Here is a 16,102-nt window from a genome sequence, read left to right as displayed (position 1 = left end):
AATTGCGTAAACAAAAAGATAGGGCGGTTCAGCGTTTCCGCTGATCCGTCCTATGCGGTCTTGCGGGCAGGCCTGCGGCCAAGCGCATGATGGGAAAGCACCATGAACGGGGCGCCGGGCTCGCTTTCGACGAACAATGTCAGCGCATCCACCGGCACCGGCTGCCGCAGCACGTCGGCGAACAGGCCGTCGATCGCCGCACGAAGACGTGGGCTTTCCTGTGGCCCGACCCGCCCCGACAGCGTCATGTGGAAGCGGAACGTGTCGAAGACGTAAGGATAGCCCCATTGGCAAAGGTTGCGGAACTCGTCCGGCTTCAGCGCATCGGGGCTGCGGCGCTCGATCTCGGCCTCGGTCAGCGGCGCGCGGAACGGATCGAAGGCGCGCACCACCTCGCCGGCGAAATCGTTGAGCGGGGCAAACTGCGTTTCCGGAACCAGCGCGAAGAAGCCGTCGATCTGGCCGACGACGAGACGCGGGATGATCACAGGCGGCGTCGCCCCGGCGAAAGCGTCGAGCGCGGCGCGCAGCGAAGCTTCCGTCTCGTTCGGCGCCAGCCGGAACGGGGCTTTCAGCGTCGCATGGAACCCGTAGCGCCTGGCGGAGGCGGTATGGAAAGCGACTTCCGCGGCCGAAAGATCGCCCACGGCCTCGACCGGCCGCGTCGCCGCGCCGAACGGGTCGCGGCCTAGCCAGTTGGCGGCAATGCGCGCCAGCTTCTCGTCCTGCCCCGGGGTGTAGTAGATCGCGTAGCGCATGGGCGTTCCTTGTCAAGCGCGCTGCGCGCCCCGAAGGAATATGCGACGCGCTTCAAGTCATTGTCTTGGCAGGTCGTGGCCCAAAACGCCGGAGCGCTTGCGGCGACATGCACCGGAACCGCTGCCATAGGTGATTTCCATGACGGATTGACGAAGCTTTCGTGGGTTTTCGAAGGCAAGTCCAGCACGGAGCTCGTTAGCCGACGATTTTTCCGGGCTGGACCAACGGCTTTGCCGGCGTGCCGATCAGGCCTTCATCAGCCACTCGTGCTCGGGCGCGTTGTGGAATTTCCACGTCCGCTTCGGTCCGGCCATGACATTGAGGTAATAGAGGTCGTAGCCGTGGCAGGCCGCGCAGGGATGATAGCCCTTCGGCACCAGCACGACATCGCCGTCCTCGATCGCCATCGCCTCGTCCAGCTCGCGCACGCCGTTGCGGTCGGCATCGGTGTAGACGCGTTGGAAGGCAAAGCCCTGCGGCGGGTTGAGGCGGTGATAATAGGTCTCCTCGAGATAGGATTCGGCCGGCAGATTGTCCTGGTCGTGCTTGTGCGGCGGATAGCTCGACGTGTGGCCGCCGGGCGTGATCACCTCGACCACCAGCAGCGAATCCGCCGGCTTGCCCTCGGGCAGGATGTTGGTGACGTAGCGCGTGTTGGTGCCCTTGCCGCGCACCTCCTGGCCGAGATCGTCTGGTCCGATGACGCGCACCGGCAGGCCGCCGCTTAAGCCCGGCGCCGAGCAGACGGCAAGCTCCAGTTCGGTATCGGCCGTCACGGACCAATCAGCGCCTTCCGGCACATAGACCGACCAAGGCTTGCCTTCGAAGGGCGACATGCGCTTGCCGAGCAGGCCGAGGTCCTTGCCGCCGGCCGACGCCTTGCCCTTGCCGGTGACGAAGACCAGGCAGACCTCGCGGTCGCCGGTCTTGCCGGACACCGTCTCGCCCGGACGAAGCCGATGCAGATCGAAACCGACATAGGTCCAGCCGGCGCTTTGCGGCGTGACATGAGCGACATGGCCGTGGCCCTTGTCGGCCTTGACGAGCAGTTTCGACATTTTTGTCTCCTAATTCCTGGGCGCTTCGATTTTCAGGCCTGCTTGCGGTCAGGATTCACCATTCGATCGCGAACCTCGGAGATTGGCCGGATCCCTCCAAACTTCGTCATTCTAGGGCGAAGCAGGAGCGTAGCTCCGTCGCGGAGACCCTAGAATCCATGCCGTTACCTCAGTCGAAGGGCGCAGCTGTGCAGAGTTCTGCACGGTCGCAACACTTCAAAGTCACGGCATGGATCCTAGGGTCTGCGCCGCGTCGCTACGCTCCTTGCTCCGCCCTAGGATGACGACGCGACGGGCGTTTCGGCCAATTATCGACGCATGTGACCCTCTAGACACGCAACATCCGAACTGTAACAACCTATGCGCCATCGATGCTTCATTCCTTTGGCTCGGTCGGAGGCTTAGCCTCTTCCGCCGGCTTGTAGAGGCAGAAAAACTGCCACACGGCATACCCGGCGAAGCCGAGCGCGATGACGCCCCAGAACGGCGTGCCGGAGGCGAACTCGATCACCGACCAGACCAGGCAGACCGCGACGACGGCGATGCGGCGCCACAGCGGCCGGAAGAAGGGGTGCTCATAGTCTTTCATCGCGCCAATCCAGGATTTGCCCAAAGCGCATCAGATAGACCGAGTGCCCGGACTAATCCATCATTCATGACCAATCCACCGTTCAGGCCGGAAAACCCTGCGTTTCGACCGTGTAGCCGGCGGCCGTCATCACCCGCATCAACTCCTTGTGGCCGACCTGAGCCATCTTGAGCGGCGGGTTCTTCTTCGGATCCTGCTCGGCTTCCACGACGAACCAACCCTCATAGCCATGATCGGCGAACCGCTGGACGATGGCGCCGAAATCGAGCGAGCCGTCGCCCGGCACGGTGAAGGCGCCGAGCGCCACGGCATCGAGGAAGGACTGTTTTGAGCGGTCGAGCCCTCCGATGATGCCCATTCGTACGTCCTTCACATGGACGTGGTTGATGCGCTTGTGGTGGTTGTCGATGGCGCGCAGCACGTCGCCGCCGGCAAAGGCCAGATGGCCGGCATCGAGCAAAAGCGGAATTCCTTCGCCGGAATGGCGCATGAAAGCGTCGAGCTCCGGCTCGGTCTCGACCACCGCCGCCATGTGATGGTGGTAGGAAAGCGGCATGCCTTGGTTCGCGCACCATTCGCCGAATTCGGTGACGCGGCGGCCATAGGCCTTCATCTCGTCGCCGGTAAGCGTCGGCTTGGTGGCCAAGGGTTTTGAACGATCGCCCTGGATGGAGCGGCCGACCTCGCCATAGACGATGCAGGGCGCGTCGACCGCCTTGAACAGGTCGATCATCGGCTGGATGCGGTCCTTGTTCCTGGCCATGTCCTCATTGACCAGCGTGCCGGAGAACCAGCCGCCGCAAAGCGTGACGTCGGCCTCTCTCAGGATCGGCAGCATCACCTTCGGGTCGTTGGGGAAGCGGCGGCCCATCTCCATGCCGGTGAAGCCCGCCGAGCGCGACTGGCGCAGACACTCCTCCAGCGACACGTCATCGCTCAGTTCCACGAGATCGTCGTTCCACCACGCTATGGGGGACATGCCCAGTTTGGCTTTCAAGTCTTCGCTCCGATGTCAGTTCATTATGAGGCGGACGCCGGCTCAGCCTTGCCGGCCGTCCACGGCTTCCTCGTATTTCTTGCGCGCGGCGTTCACCTGGGGCCGCGCGGAGACTTCCGGCACGGCGACATCCCACCAATGGCCGCCGGCATCGGTCGACACCAGCGGATCGGTGTCGATGACCAGCACCGTCGTCTTGTCATTGTTTTTGGCCTTGGCCAGCGCCGTCTCCAGTTCCGCGATCGACGCCACCTTCTCGGCGACGGCGCCGAGGCTCGCCGCATGGGCGGCGAAGTCGACGTCGGGCATCACCTCGTGGCGGGCGTCCTTCAGGAGATTGTTGAAATTGGCACCGCCGGTCGCCATCTGCAGCCGGTTGATGCAGCCATAGCCGCGATTGTCGAGCAGCACGATGGTGAGCTTGAGGCCCAGCATCACCGAGGTGGCGATCTCGGAATTGAGCATCAGATAGGAGCCGTCCCCGACCATGACGACGACCTCCTGGTCGGGCTTGGCCATCTTGACGCCGAGCCCGCCGGCGATCTCGTAGCCCATGGTCGAGAAGCCGTATTCGGCATGGTAGGAGCCCGGCGCGCCGGCCTGCCAGAGCTTGTGCAATTCGCCGGGCAGGCCGCCGGCGGCATGCAGCAGCGTCACATCGGAGCCCATCGCCCGCTGCACGGCGCCGATCACCTGCGCGTCGGAAGGATAGGCCGCGTTGGTCGAGGCCGTCACCTTGGCGGCGGCGGCCTGCCATTCTGTCTTGCCCTTCAGCGCATTGTCGGTCCAGGCGGCCGGCGCCTTCCAGCCCTTCAGCGCGGAAGCCAATTCGGCCAGACCCTCGGCGGCATCGGCGACCAGCGGCAAGGCCCAATGCTTGCCGGCGTCGAAAACCTGGGTGTTCAGGCCGATGATGGTGCGGCCGGCATTCTTGAACAGCGCCCAGGAGCCGGTGGTGAAGTCCTGCAGCCTGGTGCCGACGGCAAGCACGACATCGGCTTCCTCGGCCAGCCGGTTGGCGGCGGAGGTGCCGGTCACGCCGACGGCCGCCATGTTGAGCGGATGATCGTCCGGCAGCGAGGATTTGCCGCCCTGCGTTTCGCAGACGGGGATGCCGGCGCCCTGCACCAGTTTGGCCAGTTCGCTTGAAGCCTGCGAATAGAGCACCCCGCCGCCGGCGATCACCAGTGGCTTCTTGGCGCCCTTCAATGCCGCGACGGCGGCGGCCAGTTCATTGCGGTCCGGGCGCAGCCGGCGCGGCGTCCAGACGCGTTCGGCAAACAGGCTTTCGGGATAATCATAGGCCTCGGCCTGCACGTCCTGGCAGAGCGAGAGCGTGACCGGGCCGCATTCGGCCGGATCGGTCAGCACCTGCAAGGCGCGGTTCAGCGCCGGGATGATCTGCTCCGGCCGGGTGATGCGGTCGAAATAGCGCGATACGGGCCGGAAGCAGTCGTTGACAGTCGCCGTACCGTCGGAAAAATCCTCGGCCTGTTGCAGCACCGGGTCGGGCAGGCGGTTGGCAAAGACATCGCCGGGCAAAAACAGGACGGGCAACCGGTTCACATGCGCCAGCGCCGCCGCCGTCACCATGTTGAGCGCGCCGGGGCCGATCGAAGAGGTCGCGGCCATGAAGCGGCGGCGGAAATTCGCCTTGCCATAGGCGATCGCCGCATGCGCCATCGCCTGCTCGTTATGGGCGCGGAAGGTCGGCAACTCGTCGCGCACCTGATAGAGCGCCTCACCGACGCCGGCGACGTTGCCATGGCCGAAGATCGCCCAGACGCCGCCGAAGATCGGCACCGTCTTCCCGTCGATCTCGGTCATTTGCCGGCTGAGAAAGCGGGTTAGGGCCTGCGCCATGGTCAGGCGAACGGTCTTGCTCATTGTCGTTTCCTCCGGCTTTCGTTGACGCCGTTTTTCTTATGCGGCCTTGCGGCCGCGCGCGGCAAGCCACGCCTCGGTCAGCTGCTCGAAGCGCGCGGCCATGTCGGCCACCGCTTCGTCATCCGACATCCTGCCGGCCAGCCATTGTTCGGCGGCGTTGATGAAGATGGTGCGGCCGACGGCAAAACCTTTGACGATCGGCGCGTTGGCGGTTGCCGCGAAGGCCGCGACCAGCTCGTCCTGTGGCGCTTCGAGCCCGAGCAGCACGACGCCGCGGCACCAGGGATCGTTCCTGACGATCACCTGTTCGATCTTCGCCCAGGCGCCCGCCGAAGCCTGCGGCTCGAGCTTCCACCAGTCCGGCTTGATGCCCAGCACATAAAGTTCCTCCAGCACGCGCGGAATGGTGGTGTCGTCGAGCTTGCCATGCTTGCCGGCGATGATCTCGACCAGCAGTTCCCGGCCTACCTTCCTCGCCGCCTCGAACAAAGCGCGCAGCTTCTGCTGCTGCTCGACTTTGAGCGCTTCCGGGTCGTCCGGGTGGTAGAAGCACAGGCATTTGATGCAATGGTCGACCGGCCATTCGGTGAGCTGCGAGCCGATATCCTGCGAGAACTCGAAGCGCAGCGGCCGCGATCCGGGCAATTCGACGGGACGCCCGAGCCAGGCGAAGGGATGGCGTGCGAATTCGAACATCGCGTCGCGCCCGTATTTCTCGTCGATCAACATGCCGTAGCCGTCGCGGCCGGCGGCGGCTTTTGCCGCCGCCTTGACGGTGAGCACCTTGAAGTCTGGGATGCGCGAAACGTCGGCGCCGACCTTGGCGGCAACGTCTTCGAGCTGGACACGATGGTCACAGGCCAAAGCCATCAGCGAGGGGATATCGCGCCGCCGCGTCGTCGCCCAATGGATGTGGTTGATCGCCTCGTCCTTGCGCAGCGCCAGGTGCTTGCTGCCGTGCTTCAAAAAGAACTGCAGCTCCTCGAAGGTCGGGTATTCCGGCGCGCAAAGCAGGCGCGACACGGCGAAGGCGCCGCAGGCATTGGCCCAGGTCGCGGCGGTGGCAAAACTCTCGCCGCCCAGCCAGCCACGCAGGAAGCCCGACATGAAGGCGTCGCCGGCGCCCAGCACATTGTAGATCTCGATCGGGAAACCCTTGCCGACGATGCCGTCCTCGAGGTCGTCGCTGATCGGGCCGTCATAGACGATGCAGCCCTTGGCGCCACGCTTGAGCACGATGGTGGCCGACGACAGCGCGCGGATCGTCTTCAGCGCGCTCAGGCAATCGTCGGCGCCCGACGCGATCATGATCTCCTCCTCGGTGCCGACGATGAGATCGCAATCCGGCAGCACCGTCTTCAGCTGCGCCGAGACGCGGTCGGATTTGACATAGCGCTCGAAACCCTCGGCATGGCCGGCAAGGCCCCAGAGGTTCGGACGGTAATCGATATCGAACACGACCTTGCCGCCCTTGGCCTTCATCAGGCGGATCGCCTTGCGCTGCGCGGCATCCGAATTGGGCCGCGAGAAATGCGTGCCGGTGACGACCACGGAACGTGCCGAGGCGATGAAGGCTTCGTCGATGTCTTCTTCGGCAAGCGCCATGTCGGCGCAGTCGGAGCGGTAGAAGATCATCGGCGAGACGCCTTCGCTCTCGACCGAAAGCAGCACCAGCGCCGTCAGCCGTTCCTTGTCGGTCTTCAGCCCGTCGACCGACACGCCCTCGCGCCGAAGCTGCTCGCGGATGAAGCGGCCCATCTGCTCATCGCCGACGCGCGTCAGCAACGCCGAGCGCAGGCCGAGCCTTGCCGTGCCAACGGAAATATTGGCCGGACAGCCGCCGACCGACTTGGCGAAGGAGGCAATGTCCTCCAGCCGCGAGCCGATCTGCTGGCCATAGAGATCGACCGAGGCGCGGCCGATGGTGATGACGTCGAGCGGCGGGTATTTCCCTTCCACGGCTTCGCCCATTCGAACCTCCCATCGGCCTTGTTGGATAGAGCAGCGTCGTTTTGGACAGCACGCGCCAGCGACGGCGTGGTGTCGTCAATATGAAATATTAATTCCAATCTACAGTCAATATGGAATGAGCGTTCCCATGCCGAAAAGCGCTCCTCGGCGAGGCTCAGCCCTTGCGCCGGCGCCCGGCTTCGCGGCGCTTCTCGCCGACGGCGACGGTCAGCGCCATGGCCAGCGCCATCGTCGCCGAGATCGAGCGGAAACCGCCGAAATCGGCCTCGGCGACCTCGAACCAGACCTTTGCGAATTGCGCCAGCGGCGAGAAGGACGAGTCGGTGATCGCCACGATCGGTACGCCCTGTTCCGCGATCGAGCGCGTCTCGTCGATGGTCGCCGGCGCATAGGGCGAGAAGCTGATGGCGATGACTGCGTCGCGCGGCGTGGCGAAGCCGATCATCTCGGCATTCAGGCCGGCGGCCGATTCCACCAGCTGGTTGCGGATCTTGAGCTTGCCCAGCGCATAGGCGATGTAGGACGCCACCGGATAGGATCGGCGTTTGGCCAGCACATAGATCGTCTCGGCCTTCGCCAGAAGCGCCACCGCCTCTTCGAAATGCCCGTCGTTCAGCGCGCGAGAAATATCGCCCAGCGAGGTGCTGGCGGCGGCGACGAAGCCGTCGAAGATCGCCCGATGCCCGCCGCCGTCCTCGGCCTTGGCGCGCAGCGCCGCCAGCCGCTCGTCATAGGAGGAGTTGCGTTCGCGCAGCCGCTCCCGGAAAACCTGCTGCAGGCTGGTGAATCCGTCGAAGCCGAGCTGCTGGGCAAAACGGATCAGCGTCGAGGGCTGAACGCCGGCCGAGGCGGCGATGCTTGCCGCCGTGCCGAAAGCGATGTCGTCGGGGTTGTCGAGCGCATAGGCGGCGATCTGCGCAATGCGCTTGGGCAGGCTCGCGCGCCTGTCCAGGATCGTCGCGCGCAGCGTTTCGAAATCGCGAGGCACCCGTTCGTCCATCGTCGCTCCGCCCACGCCCATAAGGTTTGCCCCTCTCCTGCCTCATCATAACGAGTTCGCGCAAGAACACCATAAAAAATGATTTGGATGTTCCATTCTTTACCAAAATGGACTAATTCATCCACATCAGTATTTCCCCGGAGCGATTCCGCTTTCACGCAACCGCTCCATCTGTTTGTTGACGCAATTCCGGACGGAAAACCGCTCGGCACTTTTCCTGGAATTGCTCTGGCGCGGAGACAATCGACATGGTCGGAGTGGGCCTCATCGGCACGGGCTTCATGGGCAAGTGCCACGCCATCGCCTGGAATGCGGTGGGCACGGTCTTTCCCGATGTCGAGAAGCCGAAACTGGTGCATCTGGGCGAGGTGAATGACGAGCTTGCCCGGCGCAAGGCCGGCGAATTCGGCTTCGCAAAAGGCTCCGGCGACTGGCGCGCCGTGGTCGAGGATCCGGACGTCGAAATCGTCTCGCTGACCACGCCCAACCAGTTCCACCCCGAAATGGCGGTCGCCATCCTCCAAGCCGGCAAGCATCTGTGGTGCGAGAAGCCGATGGCGCCGAGCTTCGCCGAGGCCGAGACCATGGCGGCCGCGGCGAAGCAATCCGGCAAGGTCGCCGTGCTCGGCTACAACTACATCCAGAACCCCGCCATCCGCCATATCGGCGCGCTGCTGGAGGAAAAGATCATCGGCGACGTCAACCTCGTGCGCATCGAGATGGACGAGGATTTCATGGCCGACTCGGAAGCGCTGTTCTTCTGGAAGCACGAGGCTTCGTCCGGTTATGGCGCGCTCGACGATTTCGCCGTCCATCCGCTGTCGCTGATCAAGGTGCTGTTCGGCCGTGTTTCCCGTGTCATGTGCGACATGGTCAAACCCTATGCCGACCGCAAGACCGCTTCCGGCGCCCGCCGCGCGGTCGAGACCTACGACATCGCCAGCGTCTTGATGCGTCTGGAAAACGGCGTTGCCGGCACGCTCATGGTCAATCGCTCGGCCTGGGGCCGCAAGGGCCGCATCGCCATCCAGATCTTCGGCTCGAAGGGCTCGATCCTCTACGACCAGGAGCGGATGAACGAATTCCAGCTCTACCTCACCGCCGACCGGCCGACCGAACAGGGCTACCGCACCGTCCTGGTCGCGCCGCACCACAAGCCCTACGATTCCTTCCTGCCGGCGCCCGGTCACGGCCTCGGCTTCAACGACCTCAAGATGATCGAATGCCGCGAGCTCTTGATGCGCATCGCCGGCAGGCCGGCCCGCATCATCGACTTCGACGAGGGGCTGGAGATCGAGCGCACCGTGCATGCCATGGCGCGTTCGTTCCAGGAGCAGCGCTGGGTGGATGTGAGACAGGGCAGCGGGCAAGGCGTCACGCCTTAGAATCGAACCGGCTCGAAGCGGCCGGACTTGGCCGAGGCAAGTGCTGCCTCGCACAGGATCATCGCCTTGCGCCCGTCCGCCGCGCCGACCACCGGCTTCCGCCCTGCGGCGACCGACTGGATGAAATGGTCGATCTCCGCCTCGTAGGATTGGGCATAGCGCTCGACGAAGAAATAAAGCGGCCGGTCTGCGGTGATCCCGTTCTCGCCGCTGAGACTGACAGAGGTCGGCGTGCGGTTGCCGGCCTGCAGCATGCCCTTCGAGCCATGCACCTCGATGCGCTGGTCGTAGCCATAGACGGCGCGCACGCTGTTGTTGATGTGGCACTGCCGGCCCGACGCGGTGCGCAGGATGAACATCGCCGTGTCGTAATCGCCGAGCGTGGCATAGTAGGGTTCGACCAGCGAGGAGCCGGTCGCGAAGAGCTCCACCGGCTCTTCGCCGAGCAGGAAACGCGCCATGTCGAAATCATGGATGGTCATCTCGCGGAACACGCCGCCGCCGCCGGCCAGCGCCTCCTCGGTCTCCGCCTCCGGGTCGCGGCTGGTTATGATCACCTGCTCGACCGCGCCGATCTCGCCGGCCTCGATCCTTCGCTTCACGGCGGCGAAGGACGGATCGAAGCGCCGGTTGAAGCCGATTTGCAAGGGCACGCCAGCCTTCTCGACCGCCGCCAGACATGCGTCCGTGCGTGCGATGTCGAGGTCGATCGGCTTTTCGCAGAAGATCGCCTTTCCCTTGGCGGCGGCCTCGACGATCAGGTCGGCATGGGTGCGGGTGGCGGAAGCGATCACCACCGCCTTGATCGACGGGTCGTTCATCACGGTTGCGGTGTCGGCGATCTCCGCGCCTGCTCCGGTGGCGATGCGCTCAGCCGCGTCGCGGCGCGGGTCGACGATAGTGCGCAGGCGCACCCCCGGATGCCGGGCAAGGTTTTTCGCATGCACCGAGCCGATCAGCCCGGCGCCGAACAATGCGGCGTCGATCATTTTTCTACCTTCTGTAATGCCTCAGAGCAGGACGACGTTTCATTGAATCGTCATCCTGCTCTAACTCTTTGTTGGAGCATGATCTTTTCAGAAAACCGGTTCCCACTTTTCGGGATCATGCTCTAGTGGGCAGCCGCTTCCGCGCCGGATCCCGGCTTGCTGAAGCGCTCCAGTTCCTGCTGCAATTCGCGGATCTCGCGGCCGCCGGCCATCATGTCGAGCACCTCCTTCTCGGTGATCTCGCCCTTGCGGAACGTGCCGAGCGAACGGCCGCGGTTGAGCATGGTGAAGACATCGCCGATCGGATAGGCGTGGTGGATGTTGTGGGTGATGAAGATGACGGCGAGCCCACGCTGGCGCGCCTGCGCCACATAGCGCAGCACGATCGAGGCCTGGTGCACGCCGAGCGCCGAGGTCGGCTCGTCGAGGATCAGCACCCGCGCCCCGTGATAGACGGCGCGCGCGATCGCCACGCACTGCCGCTCGCCGCCGGAAAGCGTGCCCACCGCCTGCTGCGGATCGCGCACATTGATGCCGATCTTGCCGAGCTCGTCATAGACGATCGCATCGGCCGCCTTCATGTCGATACGCCTGGCGGGTCCCCAGCCCTTCACCGGCTCGCGTCCGAGGAAGAAGTTGCGGGTGATGCTCATCAGCGGGATCATCGACAGGTCCTGGAAGACGGTGGCGATGCCGGCATCCAGGGCCTGCCTTGGCGAAGAAAAAGTTACCGGCTTGCCGTCGACATACATCTGGCCTTCGCTCGGCGTGTGCACGCCCGACAGCGTCTTGATCAGCGTCGACTTGCCGGCGCCGTTGTCGCCGAGCAGGCAGTGGACCTCGCCCGCATGCGCGGCGAAAGACATGTCGCGCAGCGCCGTCACCGAGCCGAAGCGGCGGGTGACGTTGCGCAGTTCGATGAGCGGAACGGGCTCGGCCATCTGTCAGCGCGCCTCCGTCGCCTTGCGGCGCACGTAATTGTTGACCAGCACTGCGATCAGCAGCATCGAGCCGAGGAAGACCTGGAACCAGTCGGTGTCGATGCCGGTGTAGAAGATGCCCATCTCCACCGTGCCGAAGATCAGCGCGCCGAACATGGCGCCGATCGCCGAGCCGTAGCCGCCGGTGAGCAGGCAGCCGCCGATCACCGCCGCGATGATCGCCTGGAACTCCTTCTGCGTGCCGCGCAGCGTGTCGGCGGAGCCGGCTTCCAGCACCTGGATGACGGCGAACAGCGTCGCCGACAGCGCCGTGCCGATGAACAGCAGGATCTTCACCCGGTCGACCGGCACGCCGACATTGCGCGCCGCGCGGTCGTCGCCGCCGACGGCGAACACCCAATTGCCGAAGCGCGTCTTGACCAGCAGCCATGTGGCGAAGGCCGTCACCGCCACCCACCACAGGATCGACATCGACAGGCCCTGCACCATCGCCGAGCCGTCGGGCCGGGCGTCGATCACGCCATGCGAGGCGAGCCAGGCGAAGACCGGCGCGCCGAACTTGCCGCCGAACAGCCAGACCACGAAGCTGCCTTCCTGGCCGTCGGTGATATAGGGGATCTGCGTGCGCCCGGTGACGGTGCGCGTGATGGCCAGCGTCAGCCCGCGCAGGATGAACAGGCCTGCTAGCGTTACGATGAAGGAGGGCAGCCTTGTGCGCACCACAAGGATGCCGTTCAAAGCGCCGACGATGATGGCGATGACGAAGGCGATCGCCACCGCCGCGGGGATCGACAGCCCGAACTGGGTGACGCAAAGCCCGATTGTGACGCTGGCAAAGCCGATCATCGAACCCAGCGACAGGTCGAACTCGCCGCCGATCATCAGAAGCGCGACCGCCGCGGCAAGGATGCCGAGCTGCGCCGACACCTGCAGGAAATTGGCGATGCCGGCCATCGAGAACAGGCCGCTATTGCCGGCGGTGATGCCGAAAGCGAGGAAGACGATGACCGTGCCGGTGATGGCGCCGAGCTCCGGCCGCCGCATCAGGCGCACCAGGCGTCGCGAAACGGGCTTCGGCTCGGGTGGATGGGCCGGGTTCAGTGCATCGGTCACGATCGTCATCCCAATAAGCGTCCAGGGCACCCCAGGAAAAATCCGAAGCGGCAGGTTCGGCGGCCGCGCCTTGGCTTCCGTCCGGATTCCGTGTCCAACAAGTGCCCGCCGGCCAGAGCATGATGCCGAAAAGTGTGAAGCGGTTTTCGGACGACATCATGCTCTATCTTAGAGCGCCAGCGGGCCATTATAGCATCAGCGGATGCCGGCCTTGCTGAGATCGCGTACGGCGGCCGCGTCATCCTTCATGATGAAGGACGGACCGGTGCGCACGGCCGATGTCGGGAAGGTCTTGTACATCGCCTTGTTGGTCAGGAAGACGACGGGATAATAGCCCATCATATATTGCTGGTTGTCGATGCCGAACATCATCGTGCCCTTGCTGACGGCATCGAGGATCTCGGGCGACAGGTCGAAGGTGCCGATCTTGTAGTTGCCGATCGTGCCGGCATCCGAAAACATCTTGAGCAGCGGCGCCGCGACGGTCGGGCCGAGCGTCAGCACGCCGGTGACGTCCGCATGCGCGGTGAGATAGCCTTCGACACGGCGCGTCACGTCGGTCGGGTCCATGGTGGCCGCCACCACGTCGGAGGAGCCGCCGCTCTTCTTCAGCCCGTCATTATAGCCTTCGCAGCGCTTGTCGAGGCTGACATTGCCGACTTCGTGGTTGATGCAGATGCCCTTCTTGACGCCGGCCTTGGCCATGATCTCGCCGGCCTTGACGCCATTGTCGTATTCCGAGCCGCCGCCGACGAAGAGGTCGAGGCCCCAGGGCTCCACCGCTTCCTCGCCGCTGTCGATGACCACCACCGGAATGCCGGCCGCCTTGGCCGCTTCCACCGGCGCCTTCAGCGCGTCCATGTCGGGGATGGAGACGACCAGCCCGTCCGGCTTGGACGCCGTCGCCGCCTCGATCATGCGCGCCATGCGCACCACGTCGAAGGTTTCCGGCGCCTGGTATTCGACCTTGACGCCGAGCTGCTGGGCGGCGGCCTGCATGCCGTTCTTCACCACGCTCCAATAGACGTCGTTGGCCTGGCCGTGGGTGACGAAGACGATGCGCACATCGCTTTCCTTCTTCACCTGGGCTGGCGCAGGCAGAATGCCGACGCCGGCCAAAGCAAGCGAGAGCGCCGCGGCGCCGAGCACATTCCGGATCGAGAATAAGGCACTCATAGTGGTTCTCCTCAGTTGTTGTTGTGTTCCCAAGTATTGGCCTCGACCCCCTCCCTGGTCAGGCCATTTCGTCATGATTGCAGGTCTCTCCTTGCGGGCATGATCATGCCCGGAAATCCCGGAGCGAGCCGCGGCGGATGGACAATCCTTCCACGAAGGCCATGAAGTCCGGGTCTGGAAGCAGGTCGAATTCATCGATGCGGATCTGCGCCGAATTCGGCTCGATCTCCTCGATCTCGCCGGGCGCATTGGCATGCAGGCAAAGGAAATTGAGCCCTTCGCCAATCTGGTTGAACAGCGCCTCATAGCGCGCGCGGGCCGGCTGGTTGCGATGCCAGGGCGTTTCCAGCACGGCGCTCGCCAGCGTCTGGCCGGCTTGCTCCAGCCGTTTCCCCGGCGCGGCATAGACGACGTCGTCCAGCTTGCCGAGATTATGGATCGGTCCGTAGACCGCAATGCTTTTCGGAAACAAAGTCGGCAGGCCGTAGTCGATGCCGACCGCCGCATAGCGGTCGACGAATTCCGGCGAGAACACCGCGCCCATATGGCCGTCGATATGGGTGAGCGAGAGCCCGGCGACCAATGCCGCGTCGATCTGCGCCCGCATCTCGGCCTCGACCGCGTCCGGCTCGCCCCTGGCGCGCAATTCCGGCACGGAGCGGAACAGATAGCCGTCGCTATCGACGATGCCCGACGCCTGGCTCGCCTTGGTCAGCGGCCGCCAGCGATAGTATTTTTTCTCCGACGTGAGCGTGATGTGGACGCCGAGATTGAGCGAAGCGTCTTTCGCGCCTTCTTCGGCGATCTCGAGGAACCACGGGCAAGGCACCATCACCGAGCCGCTGTCGACCGCGCCGGCGCGCTTCAGCTTCAGATAGGCGACATTGGCGCCGTGGCACATGCCGACATCGTCGATGTTGATGACGACCTTGCGTTCAGCCGGCATGGCGGACCTCCTGTGCGCGCTCGTGCACGTAGAAGCCCGCGTCTTGCGCCAATCGCTTCAGGTTGCGGTAGCCCATCGTCGCATAGGTCAAGGGGTGCGCCTTGGCCGGATCCTGCTCGGCTTCGACCACCAGCCAGCCGGAATAGCCCTGGTCGGCGAGGATCTTCAGCAGCGTCGGATAGTCGATCGCGCCGTCGCCCGGCACGGTGAAGATGCCTTCCATCACCGCGCCCATGAAGCTCATGTCGGCGTCGCGCGCCTTCTTCAGCGCTGCCGGGCGCACATCCTTGCAATGCACATGCACGACGCGCTCGACATGCCGGCGCAGCAATTGCTCCGGGTCGCCGCCCGAAAAGGCGCAGTGCCCGGTATCGTAAAGCAGGCCGACCGCCTCGCCGCTTGTGTGCATCAGCCTGTCGATCTCCGCGTCGGTCTCGACGATGGTGCCCATGTGGTGGTGGAAGGCCATGCCGACGCCGAAATCGGAAAAACGCTCGGCGAGCCGGGTGATCTTGGCGCCATAGGCCTTCCATTCCCCATCCATCAGCTTCGGCCGCTGCGAGATCGGGTCGTGGATCGCGCCATGCCGGCCGCGCGAGGTGTCGGCATAGACGACGCGCCTGGCGCCGAGGTCTCGAAGCAGCGTCAGATGCGGCCGGATCGCCTCGAATTCCTCGTCCACATCGTTCTCGCAGATGCGCCCGTCATACCAGCCGGAGACCAGCGCCAGCCCGTAATGGTCGAGAATGGGCCTGAGCGTCCGGCTGTCGCGCGGGAACTTGCCGCCGAGCTCGGTGCCGGCATAGCCGGCCTCGGCGGTTTCGCTCAGGCAGGTCTCGAGCGGCGTGTCGCCGCCCAGTTCCGGCACGTCGTCATTGGTCCAGGTGATCGGGTTTATGCCAAGTCGAACTGTCGTCATTGCTCGCTTTCCGCCCCGCAGCCGGGGACGGCTGCGGGGTGTCTGATCTCGGGAGGAGATGGCTGCGATTGCTGGCGACAGGGCGCGAAATCCTGCCGTTTCGTTTGGCAGGACGCCCTCCCAGCGCACCCCGCCCAACTTGCCTCGTCTTCGACGTCTTACCCCAACGTCAGTGCGGGAAGTCTATCCCGCTCTGTCTCCCCCGCGAGGGCCAGTTTTCCGGAAAATGAAGGAACCAGTTTGTGCCGGCGTGCGGCTGTGGCAGGATGGGGGATGGGAGATTTGCAAGCGCTCACGCAGCACCGGCGGCCATCGTCGGCGCGAGGCACCCCCCTCTGTCCTGCCGGACATCTCCCCCGCAAGGGGGGAGAT

The 16,102-nt window shown here is 64.6% G+C and carries 14 protein-coding genes; 1 reads left to right on the top strand and 13 read right to left on the bottom strand.

What is annotated here, in order from left to right:
• Positions 1–50: 50 nt before the first annotated feature.
• The 7 genes from FJ414_RS04255 to FJ414_RS04225 form a co-directional block, all read right to left on the bottom strand.
• A complete protein-coding gene (locus FJ414_RS04255) occupies positions 51–758 on the bottom strand; it encodes a DUF1045 domain-containing protein (protein ID WP_140641629.1) in 708 nt (235 codons plus the stop codon).
• Positions 759–1,004: 246 nt separating this feature from the next.
• Entirely contained in the window at positions 1,005–1,817 is an 813-nt protein-coding gene (gene iolB, locus FJ414_RS04250) for a 5-deoxy-glucuronate isomerase (protein ID WP_140641627.1), read from the bottom strand.
• A gap of 376 nt (positions 1,818–2,193) precedes the next feature.
• Positions 2,194–2,406, bottom strand: coding sequence for a DUF3329 domain-containing protein (locus tag FJ414_RS04245; protein WP_140641625.1), 213 nt, complete (start codon positions 2,404–2,406; stop codon positions 2,194–2,196).
• 82 nt (positions 2,407–2,488) lie between these two features.
• Positions 2,489–3,403: a myo-inosose-2 dehydratase gene (iolE, locus tag FJ414_RS04240; protein WP_140641623.1), complete on the bottom strand. Its 915-nt coding sequence runs from the start codon at positions 3,401–3,403 to the stop codon at positions 2,489–2,491.
• Positions 3,404–3,445: 42 nt separating this feature from the next.
• A complete protein-coding gene (gene iolD / locus FJ414_RS04235) occupies positions 3,446–5,290 on the bottom strand; it encodes a 3D-(3,5/4)-trihydroxycyclohexane-1,2-dione acylhydrolase (decyclizing) (protein ID WP_140641621.1) in 1,845 nt (614 codons plus the stop codon).
• A 36-nt stretch (positions 5,291–5,326) separates the two neighbouring features.
• Positions 5,327–7,261 (bottom strand): 5-dehydro-2-deoxygluconokinase, encoded by a 1,935-nt coding sequence (iolC, locus tag FJ414_RS04230; RefSeq protein WP_140641619.1) that lies wholly within the window; start codon positions 7,259–7,261, stop codon positions 5,327–5,329.
• Between the two features lie 154 nt (positions 7,262–7,415).
• Entirely contained in the window at positions 7,416–8,261 is an 846-nt protein-coding gene (locus tag FJ414_RS04225) for a MurR/RpiR family transcriptional regulator (RefSeq protein WP_181175512.1), read from the bottom strand.
• Between the two features lie 248 nt (positions 8,262–8,509).
• Here FJ414_RS04225 and FJ414_RS04220 point away from each other — a divergent pair, with 248 nt between their 5' ends.
• Positions 8,510–9,646 (top strand): Gfo/Idh/MocA family oxidoreductase, encoded by a 1,137-nt coding sequence (locus FJ414_RS04220; protein ID WP_140641615.1) that lies wholly within the window; start codon positions 8,510–8,512, stop codon positions 9,644–9,646.
• Here the strand turns inward: FJ414_RS04220 and iolG are convergent.
• From iolG to iolE (FJ414_RS04190), 6 genes are all read right to left on the bottom strand, one after another.
• On the bottom strand, positions 9,643–10,635 hold the full coding sequence (gene iolG / locus FJ414_RS04215) for an inositol 2-dehydrogenase (protein ID WP_140641613.1): 993 nt from the start codon (positions 10,633–10,635) through the stop codon (positions 9,643–9,645). The genes FJ414_RS04220 and iolG overlap by 4 nt on opposite strands.
• A gap of 122 nt (positions 10,636–10,757) precedes the next feature.
• Positions 10,758–11,576: an ATP-binding cassette domain-containing protein gene (locus FJ414_RS04210; RefSeq protein ID WP_140641611.1), complete on the bottom strand. Its 819-nt coding sequence runs from the start codon at positions 11,574–11,576 to the stop codon at positions 10,758–10,760.
• 3 nt (positions 11,577–11,579) lie between these two features.
• Positions 11,580–12,689, bottom strand: coding sequence for an ABC transporter permease (locus FJ414_RS04205; RefSeq protein ID WP_226892047.1), 1,110 nt, complete (start codon positions 12,687–12,689; stop codon positions 11,580–11,582).
• Between the two features lie 195 nt (positions 12,690–12,884).
• Positions 12,885–13,865 (bottom strand): sugar ABC transporter substrate-binding protein, encoded by a 981-nt coding sequence (locus FJ414_RS04200; protein WP_140641607.1) that lies wholly within the window; start codon positions 13,863–13,865, stop codon positions 12,885–12,887.
• Between the two features lie 103 nt (positions 13,866–13,968).
• Complete coding sequence (locus tag FJ414_RS04195) at positions 13,969–14,811, bottom strand: polysaccharide deacetylase family protein (protein WP_140641605.1); 843 nt, start codon at positions 14,809–14,811, stop codon at positions 13,969–13,971.
• Positions 14,801–15,730, bottom strand: a complete 930-nt coding sequence (gene iolE, locus FJ414_RS04190; RefSeq protein WP_140641603.1) for a myo-inosose-2 dehydratase — start codon at positions 15,728–15,730, stop codon at positions 14,801–14,803. The genes FJ414_RS04195 and iolE (FJ414_RS04190) overlap by 11 nt, the downstream gene beginning before the upstream one ends.
• Between the last annotated feature and the right edge of the window lie 372 nt (positions 15,731–16,102).

The organism is Mesorhizobium sp. B3-1-6 (assembly GCF_006439555.1).
GTDB lineage: Bacteria > Pseudomonadota > Alphaproteobacteria > Rhizobiales > Rhizobiaceae > Mesorhizobium.
Note: the sequence above shows the minus strand (reverse complement) of the source record. Positions and strands in the feature narration are given on the sequence as shown.

Excerpts from the sequence above, each read along its gene's own strand:
- FJ414_RS04255 (WP_140641629.1), bottom strand. The coding sequence starts at position 758 with ATGCGCTACGCGATCTACTACACCCCGGGGCAGGACGAGAAGCTGGCG.
- iolB (WP_140641627.1), bottom strand. The coding sequence starts at position 1,817 with ATGTCGAAACTGCTCGTCAAGGCCGACAAGGGCCACGGCCATGTCGCT.
- FJ414_RS04245 (WP_140641625.1), bottom strand. The coding sequence starts at position 2,406 with ATGAAAGACTATGAGCACCCCTTCTTCCGGCCGCTGTGGCGCCGCATC.
- iolD (WP_140641621.1), bottom strand. The coding sequence starts at position 5,290 with ATGAGCAAGACCGTTCGCCTGACCATGGCGCAGGCCCTAACCCGCTTT.
- iolC (WP_140641619.1), bottom strand. The coding sequence starts at position 7,261 with ATGGGCGAAGCCGTGGAAGGGAAATACCCGCCGCTCGACGTCATCACC.
- FJ414_RS04225 (WP_181175512.1), bottom strand. The coding sequence starts at position 8,261 with ATGGACGAACGGGTGCCTCGCGATTTCGAAACGCTGCGCGCGACGATC.
- FJ414_RS04220 (WP_140641615.1), top strand. The coding sequence starts at position 8,510 with ATGGTCGGAGTGGGCCTCATCGGCACGGGCTTCATGGGCAAGTGCCAC.
- iolG (WP_140641613.1), bottom strand. The coding sequence starts at position 10,635 with ATGATCGACGCCGCATTGTTCGGCGCCGGGCTGATCGGCTCGGTGCAT.
- FJ414_RS04210 (WP_140641611.1), bottom strand. The coding sequence starts at position 11,576 with ATGGCCGAGCCCGTTCCGCTCATCGAACTGCGCAACGTCACCCGCCGC.
- FJ414_RS04200 (WP_140641607.1), bottom strand. The coding sequence starts at position 13,865 with ATGAGTGCCTTATTCTCGATCCGGAATGTGCTCGGCGCCGCGGCGCTC.
- FJ414_RS04195 (WP_140641605.1), bottom strand. The coding sequence starts at position 14,811 with ATGCCGGCTGAACGCAAGGTCGTCATCAACATCGACGATGTCGGCATG.
- iolE (WP_140641603.1), bottom strand. The coding sequence starts at position 15,730 with ATGACGACAGTTCGACTTGGCATAAACCCGATCACCTGGACCAATGAC.